Source organism: Bacillus cereus group sp. MYBK220-1 (assembly GCF_051916445.1).
Classification (GTDB): Bacteria; Bacillota; Bacilli; order Bacillales; family Bacillaceae_G; genus Bacillus_A; species Bacillus_A cereus.
In genome coordinates, this window is record NZ_JBQAGQ010000001.1 from 1,075,963 (window position 1) to 1,095,460 (window position 19,498).

A 19,498-nucleotide genomic window follows, 5' to 3' on the forward strand; every position below is an offset into this window, starting at 1 on the left:
CTTCAACAAGAAAAAGCGCCATCACAAGTGACGGCGCTTTTTCTATGTAAGAGCAACTAGAAGGTATCCTTCTAGCCTACTCCCATTTATAAGTCCAAAACTGTTCAAGTTGCAGCCATTTTAATGTTGCTGCATCTTTGTTTTTTATTTTTGCATGCGTGTCTTCAAGCATTGCTTCTGTTTGTGAACGGTGCGCACCTAATGCAGTTAATTTATGATCAAATACTTCACTAATGTTATTTACAACATCCGGTTCTCCTAATACTGCTTCACGATTTTTCGTAATCGCAACAGCATGAATAACTGGGCGCTCTTCTTTTGGCATACGTGATACAGCGCGAACGACAGCGCGGCCAAATGCATTATGATCTGGATGTACACCGTGCTCTGGATAAAATGTAATAATTCGAGATGGATTTACTTCTTGAATGATTGCTTCAATTTTGTCAGCAACGAAATCAACATCTTCAAATTCTAACGTTTTATCATGGAAGCCAAGCATTCTTAAATCTTTAATACCCATCGCTTCACAAGCATCTTTCAATTCTTTCTTACGGATATGTGGAATCGTTTCACGGTTAGCGAATACGTTCTTACCCATGTTACGTCCCATTTGTCCTAGAGTACCACATGCATATGTTACAGGTACTCCTTGATCTGTTAATAAGCGAATTGTTCCTCCCGCAGCATATGCTTCATCATCTGGATGCGGAAATACAACAAGTACATGTCTCTCCATAAGTTTCCCTCCTTCTTACTTAAATGGTGTTAAGCTTAACTCAAGTGCAACTGCTAGACGACCTAAATTATCATGTCCAGCTAATAATAAACGCTCTTGATCGTCTACTTCCCAGTGCGTAATACCTTCAGCATATACCCAACCGTGATCCATTTTCAGACCAACTCGGTATGGATTTGTTCCAGTTATCTTCCCGCGTTCAAAACGGATAATCGCATTTCGAATGAAAGCACCAACTGTCATCATCTTTTCATTTATGTGTGATGCATACGCTCCGTTTGTCGTTTCTAAATGAATATATACATCTTTATTTACAAAACGTTCAATTTCATTTTGAATAAGAGAACTATCTTTTACTATTTCCATCGGAATTCACCTCTTTAAACCATTTTACGCAAAAATAATGTAAATTGCTATCTCTATATTAGAGGACAACGCTCACTTTTCCTAATAATTTGCACTGTGTTTTTTATATTTTTTATATGATATGTAAAAAATACATTTTTTCCTTCACTTTGTTAAATAGTTTTCTTTCTTTTTTGAATTTGCTACAATATATTTTATCCCGTATTATTGCAGCGAGATACATTTCGACAATTGAATACATAATTTAAAGAAGGTGACATGATTGGAACAGTCAGCACATGAAGTAGCAAATTGGCAATATTATTTTGCAATTGCCGTATTTTTAATCACGTACGGATTTATTATTTCTGAGAAATTGAATCGTGCTGTAATCGCACTATTCGGTGCTGCTATTATGATTATTTTTGGAGTTGTAGATTTACATACTGCTTTCACATCACATATTCAATGGGAAACGATTACCCTTTTAATTGGGATGATGATTCTCGTACATATTACGAGTCAATCAGGCGTCTTTGAATTTGTGGCCATTAAAGCGGCAAAAGCAGCTGGCGGAAAACCGATTCGCATTTTATTATTACTATCCCTATTAACTGCCGTCGGATCAGCATTTTTGGACAATGTAACGACTGTTTTATTAATCGTTCCTGTTACATTATCCATTACACGTATTTTAAAAGTAAATCCTGTGCCTTATTTGATTTCAGAAGTGCTGTTTTCAAATATAGGCGGAACAGCAACATTAATCGGTGATCCACCTAATATTATGATTGGATCAGCAAACAAGCATTTAGACTTTAACGCCTTTTTAATTAACTTAGCTCCAATCGTAATTATTATTTCTATCGTGACACTTGGCATTATTTACTTCATGTATCGTAACAAACTAAAAACAACACCTGAACAAATCGAAAAACTAATGGCATTAAACGAAAAAGATTACATTAAAGATCAAAGCCTCCTTTTAAAATCTATTTCGATTTTAGGACTCACTATTTTAGGCTTCGTACTTCATTCGATTATTCATGTAGACGCTGCCGTTATAGCGATGACAGGCGCTACACTTCTTATGTTAATCGGCGTGAAAGAACATGATATTGAAGATGTATTTGCCCACGTTGAATGGGTAACCATTTTCTTCTTCGCCGGACTATTCGTTCTCGTTGGCGGGTTAATTGATATCGGACTTATCTCTTCACTTGCAAAAGAAGTAATCGGCGTAACAAACGGTGACATCGGATTCGCAGCTATACTTATTTTATGGGTATCTGGCATCGCATCTGCGACAATCGACAACATCCCATTTGTCGCTACGATGATTCCTCTTATTCAAGACTTAGCTACAGGACTCGGACTATCTGTCGATTCTCCGCAAATCGAAGTACTATGGTGGGCGTTATCTCTTGGAGCTTGCTTAGGAGGAAATGGAACGCTAATCGGAGCATCTGCAAACGTAGTCGTTGCTGGTATTGCAAAACGTGAAGGACATGCTTTCTCTTATATGGACTTCTTAAAAATTGGTTTACCATTAACTATTGTTGCACTCTTGTTATCACATGCTTATATATATTTACGTTATTTAATGTAAAAGTTGTATTGCATGACATTATATCGTCAAATACAAAAGGTTTGCAGCATCGTGCTGCAAACCTTTTTTCATCACCAAAATATACCGATAATTGCTAAACCACCTAAAATCATACCACCAATTTGTCCAATAATTGTTGGTGATAATTGAACACCTTTTCTCACTTCAACAACTGGTCTTTCGTGCCTTAGTTGCTGCACTTCACTTTGAAGTTGGTGCACACTTCCGTGTAACTCTTTAATAAGTTCTTTTAATTCGGCGACCTCTTCATTTACTGGTTTTTCCTTTTCTAAATTCATTTTGCATGACTCCTTATAAATTCAATCAACACACTGTAAATTTTCGCCAATTACCATTATATCTCCTGCATACTACATATATAATTTCGAATGTACTTTCTAACCTTGCAGCTCTATCCATTCATCCCGCAATATCCCCATAATCATACGGTCAAAACACTTCCCATCTCTTTGAACCGCTTCTCTCATACAGCCTTCCATTTCAAAACCCATCTTTTTATACAATGCAATGGCAGGTTTATTATACGAAATAACATCGAGACCGATGCGGTGTAAATTCAATTCATAGAAAGCATACTTTAGAATAAGATGTATTGCTTCTTTCCCATATCCTTTTCCTCTATCATTCGCATCTCCTATACCAATGGCTAATAAACCTGTTCTGTTATTCCACTCTATACCATGAATCGCCACAAAACCAATTAAGCGATCTTCTTGAACTGTCCTTACCATGAAAGAAACACTATTCGATCTCCGTCCTTTTAATAACCCATCACTTGCTATTTCATTTAAAGATTGCGGGAATGCTACATCTGTATCAACATTTCTTAAATACTCACTATCTTCTTGCCACATAGCCATTACTTCAGCATCTGTTTCTCTCATAGCTGATAATTTAATCGTTTTATTTCGAAAAAGATTCATTGTCATTTCAAACTCCCCCTTTTAAATAACAGGGATACTTATTTTAGCCTATTTATCCCCTTGTTCCATAAACTGTTTCATAAACGGGATACTTACAATAAGCACTGACATTGGCACATCTCCTCCATATTGAATTAACTTCATTGTATAATTTTTTATTTATTCTAACAATAACAGAAAGGCCCTCCAAATTTTGAGGGCCTTTCCTAATAGCAAAACTATATTATTTCGTAAACATTTTCTCCGCTTCATCCATTGCCATTTTGTTTCCTAAAGCAGAATAGTCAAGCCATGGTTGATCATTGATAATGTATACGTGCTTGCCTTTAACTGCTTTTAAGTCTTTCCAAATTGGTGTTTCTTGAAGTTGTTTAAATGCTGCTTTTGCTTTATCATCTCTATTTACAACAACGAAAATCGCATCTGCATCAAAGTCAGGTAATACTTCTTGTGAAATGACTTCGAAAGGACGGTTTCCATCAATTTTCTCTACACCATTTGCAGGTTGTAACCCTAGGTCTTGGAATAAAATTGGTCCCATCGGTCTTTTCGTACTAAATACACGCAATTCTTTTGCAGTAACGCGAATTGCCATTACTTTTTCGTTATTACCTAGCTCTTTATCTATTAAACCTTTTACTCGTTTTGATTGCTCTTCGTAATCTTGAATATATTTATCTGCTTCTTTCTCACGGTTTACAAGTTTACCAACTTGTTTTAAATGCTCTCTCCACGTACCTTCATCTAAATTGAAAGAATGTGTTTTTGCAATTTTTTCGTATTTCGCTACATCTTTACCAGCATATTTTTCATCAACATAAATGTCAGTTGGCTTTAATTGAAGTAACGCTTCCATATTCGGATCTGTTACAACACCAAGCTTCTTCGTATCTTTCAACTTCTCTTTAGCGTGCGGTAAGAAATCTTTTAAATCTCCACCAATAACAGAACCTACTGGTGTAATTCCTAATGCAAGTAAATCATTTGTTAAATGAATAGACATTGAAGCAATTTTTGGATCATTACTTTTTTCCGTTTTTTTCGTTGCCTCTTCATTAGCTTTCGTTTGACCACATGCTACTAATACTAAAATACACATCATGCTAAATAAAATAGTAAGTTTCTTTTTCATATGTTCTCCTCTTTGAAGTATTTATTTTGTTTTTGTAAGTAAATAAAGAAAATACGGTGCTCCTAAAGCTGCCACTACTACACCAGCCGGAATAGAGTTTGGCTCAAATATAGAACGACCTATCGTATCTGCTAGCACTAAAATAATCATTCCGATAATGCCAGCTAAAGGAAGAAAGTGTTGATATGTAGTACCTACTAACTTCCTTGCGATATGCGGAGCAACTAAACCGATAAAACCAATTCCTCCTGCCATCGATACACTTGTGCAAGATAATCCAACCGCTGTAGCTAAAAGTAATAACCGTTCTTTTTGAACAGAAACACCAAGTCCTGCTGCTACACTATCACCTAGTGACAATGCATTTAACGTTTTAGATTTTAGCCACGCATAAGGGGTTAGTATGAAAATCCAAGGTAATAATGCAAAGACATGAATCCAATCCCTTCCCCACACGTTACCAACTAGCCATCTAGAAGCGAATGTATACGTCTCATCATTTAACTTGAGAGAGAAAAATAACGAAATTGCACTAAAGCCAGCTGAAACTGCAATACCAACGAGAATAAGTCTAATGGGAAGTAAACCTTTTGACCGATCACTCGCAAGTAAAATAATAAGAAATGCAGCTAATACTCCTCCGCCAAATGTAAATAACGGTATTAAAATGGATGCACTCTCATTAATAGAATGAAAGAGAGTAACAAATACGATAAGACCGAAAGATGCACCTGAATGCAACCCTAAAATACCAGGATCTGCAAGTGTATTACGTGATAACCCTTGCAAAATCGCACCGGAAATACCAAGACCAATACCGGCTAACATCGTGATTATTATTCTTGGCATACGATAATCATATAGCACGGTTGCACTCTCAAAATTACCATAACCCAAAAGTGTTTCAATTACTCTAAGTGGCGCTATACTCAGTGTCCCTGTATTTAAACTAATTAAAATTACAGCGATACTTATACATCCGAAGATTGTAGTTACAGTAATAGCTCTCTTTTTATCCGTGTTAAAAAGATCTTTCACTTATAACTCCCTCCCAACTTTACGTGCTATATAGAGGAAGAACGGAACTCCAACAAGAGCTACCATAATCCCTATCGCAAGTTCCTTAGGAGGATTTACTGTTCTTGCCCCTAAATCAGCTACAACTAATAACATAGCTCCTAATAATGCTGCCATAGGAATAATGAGTCTATAATTAACACCAACTAATTTTCTAGCAATGTGTGGGATAACTAGTCCCACAAATCCAATAGAACCAACAGCTGAAACAGAAACACCTGCCAGAATAACTACTATAATCATCCCTAGTATTCTCGTTCGGTTCGTTTTCACTCCTAAATTTGTAGCAACATCATCCCCCATTGATATGAGTGAAATAGATTTCCCTAACACTATTGCAAAAATAATCGTTATAAGAATAATAGGGACTAAAAATTTCAAGTGTTCCCACTTAACCCCTGCAACACCACCAGCATACCAAAACGCTAAATCTTGGCTTAAATCATAATAAATCGCAACACCTGAACTTAATGAATGTAAAAGCGCTGCCATAACAGCTCCAGCAATCGTTAACCTCATTGGTGTTAACCCACCTGATGTTGCTGATCCAATAACAAAAATAAGTACTGTACTTAAGACTGCTCCAATAAAGGAAACAATCATTAAATAGGAATACGGCATATGCGGAAAAAAAGCAAAACTAAGTGCTACTACAAACATCGCACCTGCATTTATTCCGAGTACACCTGCATCAGCTAAAGGGTTTCGTGTTACACCTTGCATAACAGCACCAGCAACCGCAAAAGCTGCCCCTACAACTGCTGCTCCAATTACTCTCGGGAGCCTTAATTCATAAATAATTTGGTGCTGTGTTAATTTCGGATCGTAATTCAAAACCGCTGCCCACACCGTTTGTAAATGAATATCCTTTGCACCAAATGAAATGGCTAAAAATATAGATCCAATTAAACATAAAATTGTTAAGCTCATGAAACATATGAACTTAATATGTATCCAGCGGTTACTACCAGCATGTACAGTAGACTTATGTAACATGTTTCATTTCATCCTTTATATTCAGTTGTTTTTTATAATTATTTTTTATTTGTAATTATTATTGATAATAATTATCATTTTCATTTAGATATTATATCCCCACTTTTTTTAAATAGCAAACTATTTTTTCACTTCGCTAAATATTAAAATACTCATTACAATTCCCTTCCAAGACTTACAAATACACGCAAAATAGACTACTGAATTATTTTTTAAATTGTAGTATACTTATTAATTATTTTAATTTTTCTAATAAAAATCCCAAAGGTGACACAATGTTCTATATAAAACAACTACTACACTTCACTTACGAGCAAGCATTATCTTGCTTATTCCCAGTCGTTATTTTCTTAACACTAGCCCTTTCAAAAATCGTTTCTATTCCAGGGTTATATCGCTATGATTTCATACTCATCGCATGTCTTCTTATGCAGTGGATTATGTACAAGACTGGACTTGAGACGAAAGACGAATTAAAAGTAATTACTGTCTTTCACCTCATCGGCCTTTTACTAGAAATATATAAAGTTCATTTCGGTTCATGGAGTTATCCTGAAGAGGCGTATTCAAAGATTTTTGGAGTTCCGCTTTACAGCGGCTTTATGTACGCAAGTGTCGCAAGTTACATATGTCAAGCGTGGAGAAGGTTGCATTTACAAATGCATTATTGGCCGAAAGCTATTTTTACCGTGCCATTAGGAGCAATGATTTACTTCAATTTTTTTACGCATCATTTTCTATACGATTTTAGATGGTTCTTAACTTTACTTCTATTCATCGTTTTCTTTCAGACATTTGTGGAATTTTCATTACGAGGCGTTACATATAAAATACCACTCGTTCTCTCCTTTTTCCTTATCGGATTTTTCATTTGGATTGCAGAGAACATCGCAACATTTTTCGGTGCATGGCAATATCCAAATCAACGGGAAGCATGGAACCTCGTTCACTTAAGCAAAATTAGCTCATGGTTTTTATTAGTTGTTATTAGCATTATGATTGTCACGCAGCTCAAACATTTGAAGGAATCAAAAAGATAATGCTGATTATGTAAAATCAATTAGCCCATCACTCATTAGAGAGTGATGGGCTTTTTTTAGTAATATTTTTTAAACCGACCTTATCAAAGGAGTTATAATTTACAAGAGCATAAGCAGTTGCACATTATGAACCACTACTAGCAGAAGATGTTGCTGCAGATGAAGCAGCAATCGTTGCCATCATGGCTGCCTGTTGTGCTTGTATGAGGACTTCTATCATTGTTTGTAAACCTGTGTTGGTAGCTTTACTTTCCTCACCTTTCTGACTTACGAACAGTTGAATAGCAATAAGAATATTTGTATCTGTATGCCAACGGAACAATTTATCCCCCTGCAATTTTTCAATAAATGCTCGAATAGAATGAATCTCTTTTTCTCCGTCCTCGAGTAACGCTAGTAGCCCAATAGCTGGGTAATGCATCTGTTTTACTTTTACCTTTTCTTGCTTTAACAAATTCCATATATTTGTGCATTTTGCAACTAATAGTTCTTCCCTGACCTCCTTCTTTAATGAAAGAATATGACTCAAGAATTGAAGATCATTCCCTTTACGCAAACCAGCTGTCGCTAGTTTCTGATAAAGACGTTCCACTCGGTCCATAAGTGTTTCTACATGCTCTGATTGTCCTGCTAATAAAACTGCGAGCGGATAATCATTTGTACTTGTAAGAAAGAGATGATCCTTTTTCATGCGTTTATATACTTGCATCGAACGCTGAATGTGCGCGCCATGCTGTTCATCTTCTTCTGTCAAAAGCACAGCTGCTGCGAGATAAGTAAATATACTCCGGCTAAAGCCACCAGTGACCAATTGTTCATATAAATCTAAAAACGTCCGAAAAGCTTTCTTGTAATCTGTAAAGTGAATATCTAATGTTGCGGCCACTACAAAACGATGATAAGACTTTAAGTATGAAAACATCCCTACCTGATTCTTAATATAACTACTAATTTCTAAAAAACGTCCGAGATCAAACAATTTATCACTACCTGCATACATAGCAGCAATCATCATTCCTGTTCGAGAATCACTCGTTTTCCATTTTAGTTCTCCCTTTAACTGTACATATGTATGTTTATATTGCTCCAACTTTTTCTCTAATGTAATCATAGTATTCACCCCTATTTCTAGTTCTTCTCTATCATTATACGTATATTCCATATTTAGGAATACTATAATTAATAATCACCACATAAAAAATTATAAAATTCTCTAATCCTTCAAGAAGTTATACAAAAAAGGTAGATAATAATTTATCTACCTTTTTTGTATATATTATTTAACATTACAACTGTATTGCTTGTTATATGCAATTAAGACTAAAGAGCTTTAATAATACGTTCCATCGCCTTCATTTGCCCAATATGATCAGCTTCATGATAAAGCATCATACCGTAAAGCTCCCCTACTGTTTCCAATCCTAGGAATGGCTCTGGCAGTTTATTTTCAAATGCTTCTGCTGGAATTTCGTTAATACGTTTTGCTTGTTCTTTTAATTGAGCCGTTAACACTTCTAACGATGGTCCTTCTGTCGTCCATTTAGATGGTCTTGATCCATATCCAAACATACCTGGATATTCAGTTGGCAATTGTTTAAATTCTCTTCCGAACATGAAAGTCTCTGCTGCTGTTAACACGTGTCCAATATGCCAACGAATTGTATTGTTAAAACCCTCTGGCTGCGTATCCACAGTTTTATCATCTAACGTTTCCATAAATTTAAGTAACGCCCCGCGCGTTATTTCAAATTGTTTTAAACCCACTAGTCTATTCATTTTATCGTTCCCCTTCTTGATGTACAATTTATTATGAACTAAGAATGTTCAACTTATTAAAGTTTCACCTTGTTTAATCTATCAGAAACAAATAAGAAATACATCTAATATGCTTATTAAAAATAATAAAAAGGTTCACTCCTCGTAAATATAGAATTACTTACTATGTTAATAAAAGAGGAGTGTACTTGCATGTTACATATTTTAAAACAACAATATAATCTTATTAGTGCTACAAGAGAAACTCTATTTTCGTTTTTGGAAGAAATCCCAGTAGAAAAATTACATAGCACAGTTTCTAATTTCGGAAGCGGTAGCATTATAAAGACTCATATTCATGTAGCCGATTGCTATCGATACTGGCTTGGATCATTCGCATTCAAGCAAAAAAGAGCAGATTTTTCATTTGCTAGCGATTACGAAATTGAGCATGCAGATGTGGAAAAAGTTCGCGCTAGATTTAAGTTAGTAGATGAGACTGTACAACGTTTTTTAGATGAATACAATGACCGTTGGCTCGAAAATATAGCAAATGAAGTGAAATGGCAAAAAGAACCTTGGAGCACAACTCCGCTATGGCTTTTAACTCATACGGAGACGCATGAATTTCACCATAAAGGACAAATTGTATCTATGGCTCGTCACCTTGGATATACTCCTCCTTATACAGACCTTAGTTAATACATTCGTGTTCATTTAAAAGCGGAATGAGCAGCAAGAATAATAGTATGATCAAAAAACTCGTTGATACATTTTGTTGTGTATAAAACTTTTATTATTTGTTTTAGGTATACCATACCATTATAAAATTCATGTAACATCGAATTAAGATTCATATTTTTTATGTAACTCATTGAAGAAAGTTTAAGTATTTATACATTCAATTACTAACTAAAGGAGAAAATTATAATGAGATTAGAGAGCGAAAGAATTTATTTAAGGCCTCTTTGTCAGCTAGATGCTCCTATTATATTAGAAAGTACAATGGATGATGAAATAAGATATATGACTGGAACTAAGTCCACTTTTTCATTGGAGCAAATTACGAAACATATAGATCATATAAATAATGATTCAAGTCGCTATGATTTCGCTATTTGTTTACAAAGTACTGACGAGATGATTGGAGAGTTGTCGATTTTAGATATCGATGAGGAGAACAAAAGAGCAGGATTCAGAATATCAATGATTTCAATAGCATTAACAGGACAAGGCTATGGAACTGAAGCTAGTAAAATAGTTTTAAGTTTTACTTTTGAACAACTATCATTAAATCGTTTACAGTTAGAAGTATTTAGCCATAATTTACGCGGAATTAAAGCTTATGAAAAAGTTGGTTTTGTAAAAGAAGGAACCTTACGTCAATCTTTATTTTATAACGATACATACTCAGATGAAATTATTATGGCCATACTTAAAAGCGATTATATAGACAGACCTTTGTAAATGGATGTACTTAATCTATTAAACAATTTTAAAGAACCTTACCACAATAAAATGCAGTAAGGCTCTTTCTTTTTTTATATCAAATAACAGCTCTTAAAACATGTATAATCGTATCAATACCAAATAGTCTCCGCATAATTATATGCATCACTATTCGGAATGGCATGTTTCCCTTGTGCTTGTGCCTTTCTTGGATCTAAATCATATACCATTGGCGTATAGCATGATGTTTGCCCTTTATTTACAACACCATTTCCTCCAGCACTTCCGCAAGTGTATGCCTTTCCATCTGTTTTTCTAACAATCCTTGCATCAGCTTCATTATTATAAATTGCCAGGCGAGTTACAGTAACTTTTGCCCATGCTGTCTTACATGTCGTGCTAAATTTTAATTCTACATAAGAATTTGAATCAATCCACTTCTTTTCTTTCGTTACTGCGGATTGATCACAGCTATTATAATAAGGACTTTTCCCATCATATGAATGGTCTTCTGCGTATGCTTTATCATTGTTGGTCGTACTAAACACACTAGTTACGATGAGCAATGCCAGACAAAGACATGCGCTTACCTTTTTAAAAAGCTTCATAGAATTCCACTCCTTTATTAATAACGTCCAGTTTTCCCGTAGCCGTTATTAATCGTCACCGCTTCGGCATCAGCTGTATAACCAAAATCAGCAGTTAAATCAAACACCATTCCTGTATACGTACTCGTTTGTCCTGTTTTTATTGCTCCATTGCCACTATTAGAGTCTACTGATTTTTGGAATACACCATTTTTATATTTATTAATAACAGCGTAAGCATATACCCCTCCAGAAACAGAAGGAGCTGGTTGATCTAAAACAAGCTTAGACCATGCTGCATGACATTTATTACTGTAACGTAAATACACTGTTCCTACTTTTTTACTACCTTCATAAACTGCTGTAGACTTTGCATTAAATCCATCTGCATCACACGTCGTACTTCCCCCGTATACTTTCGTTGTTGCTGGATTTTTCCCGTCATAATAACTACTTAAATCAGTAGCTGCAAATGTACTTTCTTGAAAACTAAATAATACACCTATACTTGCCACACTTAACACGCATACTTTCATTAACTTTTTAAACATTTTAAATTCCTCCTCACAATAAGTACGTATACTAAAGACAAGCTATACTGCTATGTAAGTCCTCCTTTCACGCTTCCTAGAGGCATCTTACAGAAACGAATAAACGTTGTAAATTCCCTTATGATTATTGGAATATACGAAGAATTTTACTTATCCTTGTAAGAAAAAAAGTTGAGAAATACACATTTTATAGCATTCTATATTTAAAACATAAAAGAACCGATACTTGTTATATTCAAGCATCGGTTCTTTATACAAAATTGCCATTTTTTCTTTTATATAAAATAAATATTTCTCCACTTAATCCGTTACAAAAAACTCCCTCGTTACATCAATAAATTGTCGCAGTGGCACTGTCATCCATTTGTCTTTATGCCAAGCGATTTGCGTATAAATCGGAGAGATTGTATTTTCTAAATGTAACTCTTTTATCGTCCCCTCTCGTATATCTTTTTCTACTACTATTGCTGGTAAAACGGCTATGCCTAAATCTGCAATAACACATTGTTTAATTGCTTCAACACTAACAAACTCAATTTTATTTGCTGGATATACATCTTCCCCGCGAAATAGCTCTTCAAATAAAGTCCGATACGAGCAGCCTAATTCTGTTAGTAAAAGTGTTTCACTCTCTAAATCTTTTATAGAAACAGTAGTCTGTTCAAGTAAACGATGCCCTGGAGCAGCTACTACTTTTAATTCTTCTTTCATAAGTGGTTCCACATGCAAAACATCTTCTGTTTTACATTCGTCCAAAATAAATGCAAGATCTACTTTCCCCTCCATCAATTGTTCCTTCGCATCTTTATTGGAATGTGCTGGTTTAAATATAAGTTTTATTTTTGGGAATTGTATTTTAAACCTCTTTAATATAGAAGGCAGTCTGTATGTACATTGACTTTCTTGTGCACCAATTATTAACGTACCTGCTATTTCCTCATCATCTTTCACAGCCGTCTTCGCTTCGTTACTAAGTGCGATTATCTTGTCCGCATATAGTTGAAACTTTCTTCCTGCTTCAGTTAAGAAAAGACGTTTCCCTAATCTCTCAAATAGTGGTGTACCGAGCTCAGCCTCTAACGTTTTAATTTGTGCTGTAACGCTCGATTGAGCAAAGTTTAATTTCTTCGCAGTTTGTGTAAAGTTCAAAGTATCTGCTGCTACTTTAAATGTAATTAATTGTTTTATCTCCATTTATCATCCCTCTTTTTCAATCGGTATTTCCGATTGATTTCATCGAAATAATCCTCTTTGTCTATTGATATTTATATTGTATGATAAAGAGCATCGACAAACAATAAAATGGAGGTATTCCATATGAAAGCACTTTGTTTCGAAACATTCGGAGACGCTAATGTTCTACACTATAAAGAAATACACGATCCAATCATAAGTCCAAATGAAATTCTCGTCCGCACGAAAGCAATCGGCTTGAACTTCGCTGATATTTATAGACGCCGCGGCGATTATCATCTTGCTGGCAATCCGCCTTATGTATTAGGTTATGAAGGAGCTGGAATTGTTGAAAAAGTAGGAGCTGCCGTTACTACTATCAACCTAGGAGACCGTATTGCATTTGCGGACGTCCCATTTGCAAATGCAGAATTAGTTGCCGTTCCATCAGAGAGAGCAATTAAGCTTCCAGATTCTATTTCTTTTGAAACAGCCGCTTCTGTCTTATTGCAAGGTCTAACGGCACATTATTTAACGAAAGATAGCTATCAAATAAAACAAGGTGATACAGCTTTAGTCCATGCTGCGGCTGGTGGCGTTGGTCAACTTCTCGTTCAAATGATTAAACTATATGGCGGAAAAGTAATTGGTTTAACGTCATCAAAAGAGAAAGCAAAGATTGCTACATTAGCTGGTGCCGATCACGTATTTTTATATACGGAATCATGGCATACGAAGGTACTTGAAATGACTAATGGAACTGGAGTAAATATTGTATATGAATCAGTAGGTTCTACATTAGAGGAAAGTTTTAATGCTACTAAAACTGGTGGTACTGTCGTATTTTACGGAATGGCCGGCGGTAATCCTGCTCCCGTTGATCCGCGTATGCTTATGGATACTTCAAAAACTTTAACTGGCGGAGACCTTTGGAACGTGCTTACTACGTATGAAGAACGTAAAAAGCGATCTACTCAATTATTTAATTGGATCGCTACTGGAAAATTAAATATTGAGAACCCTACCACATTCGCCTTACAAGATGGTGCTCTTGCCCATGAATTATTAGAGAGCAGAAAAAGTACTGGGAAGATTTTATTAATTCCATAATTGTTCCAATAAAAAAAGGAAGCTAGAATGTATTTCTTTGCTTCCTTTTTTAACGTTATTTATGTTCAATTGTAAAGTGATAATAAAGTTATTTAATTCTGATCTAAAAATATAAGAGCCTGGCTACAAATCATATTGTGGTAAAGCTCTTTAAAGTTGTTTAATTTCTAACCATTTAAATGTGCTTGTAGACAAAAATTAATAATAAAGTTGTTTAAATCTTGTTCAACTAAAGCACCCGTTAGTTCAATAAGAAAAAATTATCTATTATTATTAAAGTGGCCCACCTTCAAAACCAATAGGCCCTCCATCGTTTTTAAATTTTACTTTATACTGAAACTCAAAGTGACCATCATAAATAAAAGCTAAACTAAACCCAGAAAATATATAATCGTCAAAATTAACCATCTTTCCAAAAAATATTGTGGATAGATAGTAGTTCTTCATTTCTTGATTAGGGAAGAATTTCTGTAAATATTTTAATGCACAGCTTATATGTAGATGGAGTTCATCGAATGTTTTTTCTGCCATTTCGATAATCTCCATATCGGGATTTTCATTATTCCCCTGAATAATAATCTCCACATCTTCCCATTCTCCGATATTAATACTATAAAACCACCGTTTTTGAATGAGATACTTCTCTTTTTCGTATACAGGGGGATTAACTAGTTTTAATTTTTTTACCTCATCTTTAGTTAACGGTTTATCAAGAATAAGCTTTTTATGCAAAATTTCTTTGATATTAGAGACAATATATTTAGATTTGTTTAATTCTAAAGAGTCCATTTTCCACCTCATAAATTATAAAATAAAGTAAATTCCCCTTAAGTATATCATCATCCTTATTCAACTATCCTGCACCGTTAATTCAATAAGAATTAAACAACTTTATTATTTTCAAAGGACTTTATTGTAAATTAAACAACTTTATTATCTCTTAACATCAATCTCGCTTCTTTTCAATAACCCTGTTATTTATATTTTTTCTCTACGCTTCTCTTTCTAGGCCCCTCATTTTTAAGTTTATATAATAAATGAATCTAAATATTAAAGGAAAGAACAAACCTCCTGATATCAACGATCCAATAAATACAGTATCAATAAAAGAAAGAATCCCAAATAATAGCATTCCAAAAAAATAAAATACAACTGCACTCCAATAAATAAAACGTGGAAACTTAGTTTGGAACGAATCACCTTTTTCACACGGTTTTCCAAATAACAAATGAACGAATTTAATCAACATAATCACTTCTCCATATAATTGTTAATATTTTTTCTCCTTAGAACTGAACATAAATCACATACTATGTACCATCCATATTCACATATTCCTTACTTTGTTTTATTTCTCGTATACTTACTTTAGATTCCGAGATGAAATGTAAGGCTAGACTAATGTCCCTCCAACTCCAATACACTGCAAACTAATTTATTGTTCCTACTCTCTAATTATACCATTACAATAATTTCAATAGTTAATTTTTAACAGAATATTCCGATTCGTATTAATAAATGATATATTAAAAATAAGAAAAGGAAGCTAGATTTCTCTACCTTCCTTTTCTTATATCTATTGGAGATTTAATTATATTTCAACACTTTCTTTCCCTTTTGCAACGTAACTCATATCTCCAACAGACTCGACTGTGTATGTTCCATCTTGATATACAATTTTCGTCACACTAGCATTTTCCACTCCAAGTTTTGTTTTGCTACTGTCTAACATTTCTATTAAGGTAGTAATCAAAAGCCCATGAACGACAACTAAAACGTTACCGCCACCATTTCCAGCAGCTTCTTCACTAATTTTATCTATCTCTGTTTTTATACGAGTAGAAAATAAGTCCCAATCTTCCGCCTGTTTTGTAGGATCTGCTACTCTAATAAGATTAATCACTTCTTGAATAGAAAACTTCATAAGTTCTTCTGGTGATGCAACGCCTGCAGCTTTTCCAACCACATCCCACATATTCTCAAGTTTTTCACCTTCAAAAATACCGAAATTTAATTCTCGCAAATCTTTTCTTTGCTCAAGTTTTAATTTTGATTGCTCACTATATTTTAATACTAAATTAGCAGTTTCAATTGCGCGGCCGCTATCACTACTATACGCATTCATAAAATGAATATCTTTTAATCCTGTTCCTAAATTTGTGGCAACTTCAACACCTTTTTCTACTAATGGAGAATCAGCCCAACCTTGCGCGCGATGATTCGTATTTAATATTGTTTTACCGTGTCTTGTAACATATAACGTAACTGCATTCTCATTGCTATCTGTTTCTCGCTTATTCATTTCATTCTCTCCCTTTACGTTTCTATATCAATTTTACCACCTCAATTATTCATTGAGCAAAATATACGTCAGTAGATCCGCTTAATAAAAAAAGCTATCTTTCTGTATATCCATACAAAAAGATAGCATCTTTTATGATTACATTTCTTAACCGTTACTCCTACTCAGCAAAAGCACTCGAATATTGTACAATTCCTTCTACACCTAGAAGAGCATTTTCTGTTAATTCCTTTATCATAAATACCTCTTCAGGCACTTCAAACGGTGCTTTTACATTCCACTCACTTGCTTTCTTAAAACCAAATTTCGGGTAGTACTCTGGATGTCCTAATACTACAACTGATCCGTATCCAAGTTCTTTCGCTTTTTCTAAAGCAGCCGTAATCAGTTTTCCACCAATTCCTTTCTTCTGATGGCCCCTAGCAACTGAAACTGGTGCAAGTGCTAACGATTCTACAGAAGTTCCACATTGTTCTATTGTAATTTTCGATAACATAATGTGACCAACTATATCTTCATCTACCGCAACAATTGATAACTCCGGAACAAACGCGTCACATTCTCTAATACGTTTTACAAGTTCATGTTCTGTTTTATCACTAAATTCTTCCTTTAAAAATGCTTCTTTTACGACTTCTTCTGTTTTTCTATAATCATTTTTTTGTTCTTGTCTAATCGTTACCATTTTAACTTATCCTCTATTCTTTCTTATTTCTTTTTGAATTTTACGAAGTGCTTTTTTCGATCCGCGCTCAATATCGTGTTGCATTTTTCTTTCTTTATAATCAACAAATAGTGTATTTAAATCGTATCCTTCTGGATATAACTCCTTCGCTGCTACTTCTAAAGTAATACGTTTCACATTTACTTCAACGAATTCACCGTTATAATATACAACAACGTTATAAAAATTATCTTTTTCCTTATAGATGATACCAAAATCATCATGATCCAATAAATTAACACGATCTCCGATTTTGTACTCATAATGAGATTCTCTTTTTTCTTGTACAAATTTCGGTTTTCTAATTTTACTTTCATTCACTTTTTCTAAAGCGTACTCTTTATTTCCCATATACTCTTTCGCTCTTTTCAGCACATGTTCTTTTACGCTCATTTTATTCGCAATCCAAAGTGCATTACTTTCTCCTGATTTTCCGATAACTAATTTATAAAGCGGATCTAACGTTTCACTATTAAATTGCATCGCTGCATTCATAAAGTCATCGTGCATTTCTGAGAATCGTTTAATTTCTCCGTAATGCGTACTCGCAACGGTAATACATCCTGCAAGGTACAACTCTTCTAAAATGGATATTGCAAGTGCTGCACCTTCATTCGGTTCTGTACCGCTCCCTATTTCATCAAATAAAAGTAACGTATTATTATTTGACATCCTCATAATCTCAGAAAGATTTTTCATATGAGATGAAAATGTACTTAGTGCGTTTTCGATACTTTGATTATCACCAATATCTACAAATACATTTTCAAAAATAGCGATTTTTGTCCCTTTATCTCCTGCAATATGAAGACCTGACATTGTAGCTAATGTTAACAATCCAATTGTTTTTAACACAATTGTCTTTCCGCCCGCATTCGGCCCTGTAATAATTAAACTACGATACTCTTGACCAATTTTAAAATTTAAGGGTACAACTTGCCCTGTTAAAAGCGGATGCTTACAATTCACTAAATGAATGTAGCCATGATCATTTAACTTCGGTTCTATTCCATCAATCGATTTACTAAACTTCGCTTTCGCAAATACCATATCATACTGACTAATTAGCTCCATGTTAATCTTTATACTATAAATATTTTCTAATACCATCCCTGATAAAGTCGCTAAAATTTGATATTCTTCAACCGCTTCTTCTGCTTTCAAACCTGCTAGTTCTGCATTCAATTTCGTAACCGTATGCGGTTCTATAAATACAGTAGAACCTTTTGCCGAGGCTTCAATAATACTTCCGGCAACTTGGTTTTTATAGGAAGATTTAATTGGAATCGTATAACGGTCATCCTTTTTACTAATAAAGAATTCCTGAATGAATTTCTTATTTGCACTACTATTTAAAAACTTCGTTAAACGTTCTTTTATTTTCCCATCTACAGAATCGATATTATTTCGAATTCGTTTTAACTCTTTACTTGCAGCTGCATCAATACTATTTCCTTTAATTGAAAAGTTAATTTCCTCTTCAATACTTTTATATTCAGTCATTGAATTTGCATAAGAAGCTAATACTGGTGCAAAAAATTCTTTATCTAACATAAACTTTTTAATCTTTCTACATCCACGTAAAAAGTCTGAAACACTCACTAATTCTTCTGGATCTAAAATCATACCTTTTTCTAATTTTTGAATTGTACTAGCAATATTAGAAATGCCGAAGAAAGGAACATGCCCTTCTGCATCTAATATAGCTCGTGCTTCTGTCGTTTCATTCAACCGATTTCTCACTACTTTTATACTCGTACTCGGCTCTAATTTGTTTAATAATTCCTTACCTAATCCACTTACACAATAAGATTTCACTATATCCTTTAATTCGTTATATTGTAACTTTTCAAAAGTCATCGTATTCATTTTGTTTCTCCTCACTATGATTGATTTTTATCATAAATGAAGATACCTACTCATTAGATTCCAATGAGTCATATATAAAATTCCATAATTATACAA

22 protein-coding genes are annotated in these 19,498 nt (G+C 34.3%); 5 read left to right on the plus strand and 17 right to left on the minus strand.

Annotation, left to right across the window (positions count from 1 at the left end; translation table 11 throughout):
- Nucleotides 1-76: 76 nt before the first annotated feature.
- Complete coding sequence (gene bshB2, locus ACTFRU_RS05470) at nucleotides 77-739, minus strand: bacillithiol biosynthesis deacetylase BshB2 (protein WP_000439483.1); 663 nt, start codon at nucleotides 737-739, stop codon at nucleotides 77-79.
- Nucleotides 740-754: 15 nt separating this feature from the next.
- On the minus strand, nucleotides 755-1,105 hold the full coding sequence (locus ACTFRU_RS05475; protein ID WP_000407045.1) for a YojF family protein: 351 nt from the start codon (nucleotides 1,103-1,105) through the stop codon (nucleotides 755-757).
- A gap of 262 nt (nucleotides 1,106-1,367) precedes the next feature.
- Here ACTFRU_RS05475 and ACTFRU_RS05480 point away from each other — a divergent pair, with 262 nt between their 5' ends.
- On the plus strand, nucleotides 1,368-2,693 hold the full coding sequence (locus ACTFRU_RS05480) for an ArsB/NhaD family transporter (protein WP_000437981.1): 1,326 nt from the start codon (nucleotides 1,368-1,370) through the stop codon (nucleotides 2,691-2,693).
- A gap of 71 nt (nucleotides 2,694-2,764) precedes the next feature.
- Here ACTFRU_RS05480 and ACTFRU_RS05485 read toward each other — a convergent pair whose 3' ends face one another.
- From ACTFRU_RS05485 to ACTFRU_RS05505, 5 genes are all read right to left on the minus strand, one after another.
- Nucleotides 2,765-2,992 carry a hypothetical protein gene (locus tag ACTFRU_RS05485; RefSeq protein WP_001047311.1) on the minus strand — a complete coding sequence of 76 codons (228 nt, stop codon included), beginning with the start codon at nucleotides 2,990-2,992 and terminating at the stop codon, nucleotides 2,765-2,767.
- Between the two features lie 99 nt (nucleotides 2,993-3,091).
- The gene (locus tag ACTFRU_RS05490; protein ID WP_044307097.1) at nucleotides 3,092-3,643 is read right to left on the minus strand and encodes a GNAT family N-acetyltransferase; all 552 of its coding nucleotides are present in this window, start codon (nucleotides 3,641-3,643) and stop codon (nucleotides 3,092-3,094) included.
- A gap of 217 nt (nucleotides 3,644-3,860) precedes the next feature.
- On the minus strand, nucleotides 3,861-4,769 hold the full coding sequence (locus ACTFRU_RS05495; RefSeq protein WP_414955488.1) for an iron-hydroxamate ABC transporter substrate-binding protein: 909 nt from the start codon (nucleotides 4,767-4,769) through the stop codon (nucleotides 3,861-3,863).
- A gap of 21 nt (nucleotides 4,770-4,790) precedes the next feature.
- The gene (locus ACTFRU_RS05500; protein WP_000653823.1) at nucleotides 4,791-5,807 is read right to left on the minus strand and encodes a FecCD family ABC transporter permease; all 1,017 of its coding nucleotides are present in this window, start codon (nucleotides 5,805-5,807) and stop codon (nucleotides 4,791-4,793) included.
- Entirely contained in the window at nucleotides 5,808-6,842 is a 1,035-nt protein-coding gene (locus tag ACTFRU_RS05505) for a FecCD family ABC transporter permease (protein ID WP_000902738.1), read from the minus strand. It lies immediately after the preceding gene.
- A 275-nt stretch (nucleotides 6,843-7,117) separates the two neighbouring features.
- Here ACTFRU_RS05505 and ACTFRU_RS05510 point away from each other — a divergent pair, with 275 nt between their 5' ends.
- Nucleotides 7,118-7,882 carry a DUF817 domain-containing protein gene (locus ACTFRU_RS05510; protein WP_000499387.1) on the plus strand — a complete coding sequence of 255 codons (765 nt, stop codon included), beginning with the start codon at nucleotides 7,118-7,120 and terminating at the stop codon, nucleotides 7,880-7,882.
- A gap of 124 nt (nucleotides 7,883-8,006) precedes the next feature.
- Here ACTFRU_RS05510 and ACTFRU_RS05515 read toward each other — a convergent pair whose 3' ends face one another.
- Entirely contained in the window at nucleotides 8,007-9,044 is a 1,038-nt protein-coding gene (locus tag ACTFRU_RS05515; RefSeq protein WP_069604011.1) for a DUF4003 domain-containing protein, read from the minus strand.
- Nucleotides 9,045-9,202: 158 nt separating this feature from the next.
- Nucleotides 9,203-9,658 carry a DinB family protein gene (locus tag ACTFRU_RS05520; protein WP_001081123.1) on the minus strand — a complete coding sequence of 152 codons (456 nt, stop codon included), beginning with the start codon at nucleotides 9,656-9,658 and terminating at the stop codon, nucleotides 9,203-9,205.
- 192 nt (nucleotides 9,659-9,850) lie between these two features.
- On the opposite strand from ACTFRU_RS05520, the gene ACTFRU_RS05525 reads away from it, so the two are divergent.
- Complete coding sequence (locus ACTFRU_RS05525) at nucleotides 9,851-10,339, plus strand: DinB family protein (protein ID WP_440037532.1); 489 nt, start codon at nucleotides 9,851-9,853, stop codon at nucleotides 10,337-10,339.
- Between the two features lie 228 nt (nucleotides 10,340-10,567).
- Nucleotides 10,568-11,104, plus strand: coding sequence for a GNAT family N-acetyltransferase (locus ACTFRU_RS05530; protein WP_025708860.1), 537 nt, complete (start codon nucleotides 10,568-10,570; stop codon nucleotides 11,102-11,104).
- A gap of 113 nt (nucleotides 11,105-11,217) precedes the next feature.
- Here ACTFRU_RS05530 and ACTFRU_RS05535 read toward each other — a convergent pair whose 3' ends face one another.
- From ACTFRU_RS05535 to ACTFRU_RS05545, 3 genes are all read right to left on the minus strand, one after another.
- Nucleotides 11,218-11,694 (minus strand): DUF2690 domain-containing protein, encoded by a 477-nt coding sequence (locus tag ACTFRU_RS05535; RefSeq protein ID WP_016123103.1) that lies wholly within the window; start codon nucleotides 11,692-11,694, stop codon nucleotides 11,218-11,220.
- Between the two features lie 17 nt (nucleotides 11,695-11,711).
- The gene (locus ACTFRU_RS05540) at nucleotides 11,712-12,224 is read right to left on the minus strand and encodes a DUF2690 domain-containing protein (protein ID WP_025708863.1); all 513 of its coding nucleotides are present in this window, start codon (nucleotides 12,222-12,224) and stop codon (nucleotides 11,712-11,714) included.
- Nucleotides 12,225-12,524: 300 nt separating this feature from the next.
- On the minus strand, nucleotides 12,525-13,418 hold the full coding sequence (locus ACTFRU_RS05545; protein WP_025708865.1) for a LysR family transcriptional regulator: 894 nt from the start codon (nucleotides 13,416-13,418) through the stop codon (nucleotides 12,525-12,527).
- Between the two features lie 123 nt (nucleotides 13,419-13,541).
- Between ACTFRU_RS05545 and ACTFRU_RS05550 the strand changes: the two genes are divergently transcribed.
- Nucleotides 13,542-14,507 (plus strand): quinone oxidoreductase family protein, encoded by a 966-nt coding sequence (locus ACTFRU_RS05550; RefSeq protein ID WP_025708867.1) that lies wholly within the window; start codon nucleotides 13,542-13,544, stop codon nucleotides 14,505-14,507.
- Nucleotides 14,508-14,780: 273 nt separating this feature from the next.
- Here ACTFRU_RS05550 and ACTFRU_RS05555 read toward each other — a convergent pair whose 3' ends face one another.
- The 5 genes from ACTFRU_RS05555 to ACTFRU_RS05575 form a co-directional block, all read right to left on the minus strand.
- Nucleotides 14,781-15,296 (minus strand): hypothetical protein, encoded by a 516-nt coding sequence (locus ACTFRU_RS05555; RefSeq protein ID WP_025708869.1) that lies wholly within the window; start codon nucleotides 15,294-15,296, stop codon nucleotides 14,781-14,783.
- A gap of 202 nt (nucleotides 15,297-15,498) precedes the next feature.
- Nucleotides 15,499-15,756, minus strand: coding sequence for a hypothetical protein (locus ACTFRU_RS05560; protein WP_000905655.1), 258 nt, complete (start codon nucleotides 15,754-15,756; stop codon nucleotides 15,499-15,501).
- Nucleotides 15,757-16,098: 342 nt separating this feature from the next.
- The gene (locus ACTFRU_RS05565; RefSeq protein WP_025708871.1) at nucleotides 16,099-16,809 is read right to left on the minus strand and encodes a histidine phosphatase family protein; all 711 of its coding nucleotides are present in this window, start codon (nucleotides 16,807-16,809) and stop codon (nucleotides 16,099-16,101) included.
- A gap of 160 nt (nucleotides 16,810-16,969) precedes the next feature.
- Nucleotides 16,970-17,494: a GNAT family N-acetyltransferase gene (locus tag ACTFRU_RS05570; RefSeq protein WP_006925380.1), complete on the minus strand. Its 525-nt coding sequence runs from the start codon at nucleotides 17,492-17,494 to the stop codon at nucleotides 16,970-16,972.
- Between the two features lie 6 nt (nucleotides 17,495-17,500).
- Nucleotides 17,501-19,402, minus strand: coding sequence for an endonuclease MutS2 (locus ACTFRU_RS05575; protein ID WP_025708875.1), 1,902 nt, complete (start codon nucleotides 19,400-19,402; stop codon nucleotides 17,501-17,503).
- Between the last annotated feature and the right edge of the window lie 96 nt (nucleotides 19,403-19,498).